The 2,770-nt window shown below is 35.0% G+C and carries 2 protein-coding genes and 1 pseudogene; 1 reads left to right on the plus strand and 2 read right to left on the minus strand.

The window, feature by feature from the left end; all coding sequences use genetic code 11:
• Both J6V67_RS00785 and J6V67_RS00790 read right to left on the minus strand, forming a co-directional pair.
• A pseudogene (locus tag J6V67_RS00785) lies at positions 1 to 468 on the minus strand (UDP-N-acetylglucosamine 1-carboxyvinyltransferase); the annotation flags it as partial.
• A 179-nt stretch (positions 469 to 647) separates the two neighbouring features.
• On the minus strand, positions 648 to 1,997 hold the full coding sequence (locus tag J6V67_RS00790; protein WP_291857302.1) for a class II 3-deoxy-7-phosphoheptulonate synthase: 1,350 nt from the start codon (positions 1,995 to 1,997) through the stop codon (positions 648 to 650).
• Positions 1,998 to 2,164: 167 nt separating this feature from the next.
• Between J6V67_RS00790 and J6V67_RS00795 the strand changes: the two genes are divergently transcribed.
• On the plus strand, positions 2,165 to 2,770 hold a 606-nt coding region (locus J6V67_RS00795; RefSeq protein ID WP_291857305.1), incomplete at its 3' end, for a M48 family metallopeptidase.

A 2,770-nucleotide genomic window follows, 5' to 3' on the forward strand; every position in this document is an offset into this window, starting at 1 on the left:
ATTTGCGCCTTTTAGACCATCAGTTGCACTAGCTATTACATAGCCATCTTTTATTTCTATTTTAGCACCCATTTTTTCTAATGCGCTTAAGTGCAAGTCAATTGGTCTAGCGCCAATAGCACACCCGCCAGGTAAAGATACCTCGCAGTGGCCAAATCTAGCAAGCAATGGCCCAAGCACTAAGATAGAGGCTCGCATAGTGCGAACGATATCATATGTAGCTTTAGTTGAGCTAATTTTAAGCGTATTAATCTGCAGTGTTGAGCCGTTAAATTCGGCTATAGCGCCTAGATTTTGGAGTAGTTTTATTAATGTTTTTATATCAGCAACTTGAGGTGTATTTTGGATTGTTACTTGATTTTTAGCTAGAATTGTCATCGCAATTATTGGTAGTGCAGCATTTTTAGCTCCGCTGATTGATATTTTGCCTTCTAACTTTTTTGCGCCTTTTATTTCTAGATAATCCATATAATCTTGCCTTAATTAAAATATATGTGGCAATTATACCAAAAATATGCTTATAGAGTTATTTTAGATTGAAATTATATTAAGAATAGGGTGTGAAAATATACTAATTTGATTTAGAGTGTTTAAAATTATAATTTATTTAGTCGCAGTATAGTCATCTACGACTAAATAAAATCACTTTAGGATCGAGATTTTTTGACCTCTTCAGCAATTAAGAATGCTAGCTCTAGAGCCTGATCGGCATTTAGTCTTGGATCACACTGAGTCTCATAGCGGCTAGCAAGCGCCTCTTGGGTTACATTAAATGCGCCACCTGTACATTCAGTAACATCTTGACCAGTCATCTCTAGATGAACACCTCCAGGTATTGTGCCACAAGCATGGTGGATATCAAAAAAGCTTTTAACCTCACTCATTACATTATCAAATTCACGAGTTTTATAGCCATTGCTTGCTTTTACAGTATTTCCATGCATTGGATCTATACTCCATAGTATATTTAACCCTTCAGATTTAACATTTTTTAAGATATTTGGTAGATAGTTTTCTATCTTATCTGCGCCCATTCTAATGATAATATTTAATCTACCATTTTCGTTTTGAGGATTTAGTTTAGCAGCTAGTTTTATTACATCTTCAGCAGTGGCATTTGGGCCAATTTTACAGCCAATTGGATTTTTAACCCCACTTAGAAAATGCACATGTGCATCATCTATACCTCTAGTTCTCTCTCCAATCCACAACATATGCGCTGAGCAATCATACCAGTCGCCACTTAAGCTATCAATTCTAGTAAGAGCCTCTTCATATGGAAGTAATAGTGCTTCGTGAGATGTGTATAGTTTAGTTTCGCTTAGTGTTGGAGTATTTGCAGTAGTTACACCACAAGCCTCCATAAATTTAAGTGTATTGGTTAAATCAGTAGCTAATTTTTCAAATTTATCATCGAGCTCACCACGTTTTATAAAACCTAAATTCCATCTATGTACCTCGTGAAGATTTGCTAATCCACCACGTGAGAAAGCCCTAAGTAGATTTAGCGTTGAAGCACTTTGATAGTATGCATCTATCATGCGATTTGGATCTGGTACTCTAGCAGCTTCATTAAATTCAAATCCATTGATAATATCGCCTCTATAGCTAGGAAGTTTCACTCCGTTAATTTCCTCAAAATCACTACTTCTAGGCTTGGCAAATTGACCAGCAACTCGGCCGACCTTTACTACTGGACAACCGCTAGCAAATGTAAGAACAATCGCCATTTGTAGCATAATTTTAAACATATCACGAATACTATTTGCATTAAAATTTGCAAAGCTTTCAGCGCAGTCGCCACCTTGAAGTAAAAATCCATTACCTTGGGAGACTTTTGCTAGTTCAGCTTGTAAGTTTCTTACTTCGCCAGCAAATACAAGTGGCGGAAGCTTGCTAAGTTTATCTTCGCATGCTCTAAGTTTTGTAATATCAGGATATATAGGTTGTTGTAAAATATTATAATCTCTCCAGCTATCTTTATTCCATTTATTCATTTTTAACCTTTAAAATTTATATAAAGAGTCCGATTATAGCTAAAATTATCTTAAATTCTATAAAAATTTGATAAATATATACTAAATTTGGGCATTTAGTTTGGTTGGGTAATGATCGGGTTTAAGAAATTTAGATAAAATAATATAAATTGATCTAGGGAGTAATAATGAAAAAATTTTTATTAGTTTTTTTTGTGGCGATGCTTGCTGGTTGTATGCAAAATACAACAAATGTTGGCAAATCGCAAGTGGATAGGTCGCAATTAATGCTAGTATCTAGCGATGAGATTAATGAGGCTTCAGCTAAGGCCTATAATGAGGTAATTGCTCAAGCAAAGTCTGAAAATAAACTAAATAAAGATATAAAACTTACTAAAAGAGTAAAAACAATCTCAAATAAATTAATTGCCAAAGCGCCATATTTTAGAGAAGATAGCGCTAAATGGAATTGGGAAGTTAATGTTATTACTAGTGATACTATTAATGCTTGGTGTATGGCTGGTGGTAAAATAGCAGTATATACAGCAATTGTAGAAAAACTAAACTTAAATGATGATGAGATAGCATTTATCTTAGCTCACGAGATTGCCCATGCTTTAAGAGAGCATGTAAGAGAGCAACAAAGCCAAGAATTAGTAAAAAATGGACTCATTAGCGTAGCATCAATGTTTGGTGTAGATAATACGATATTAGGCGTAGCAAATGTGGCTGCTAATGTGGGTATTTCGCTACCATTTAGCCGTTCACATGAGAGTGAAAGTGATGAGATTGGG

The organism is Campylobacter sp. (genome assembly GCF_017646085.1).
Classification (GTDB): domain Bacteria; phylum Campylobacterota; class Campylobacteria; order Campylobacterales; family Campylobacteraceae; genus Campylobacter.

Bases quoted from the DNA above. Each gene is read 5' to 3' on its own strand.
- J6V67_RS00790 (WP_291857302.1), bottom strand. From the start codon at position 1,997: ATGAATAAATGGAATAAAGATAGCTGGAGAGATTATAATATTTTACAA.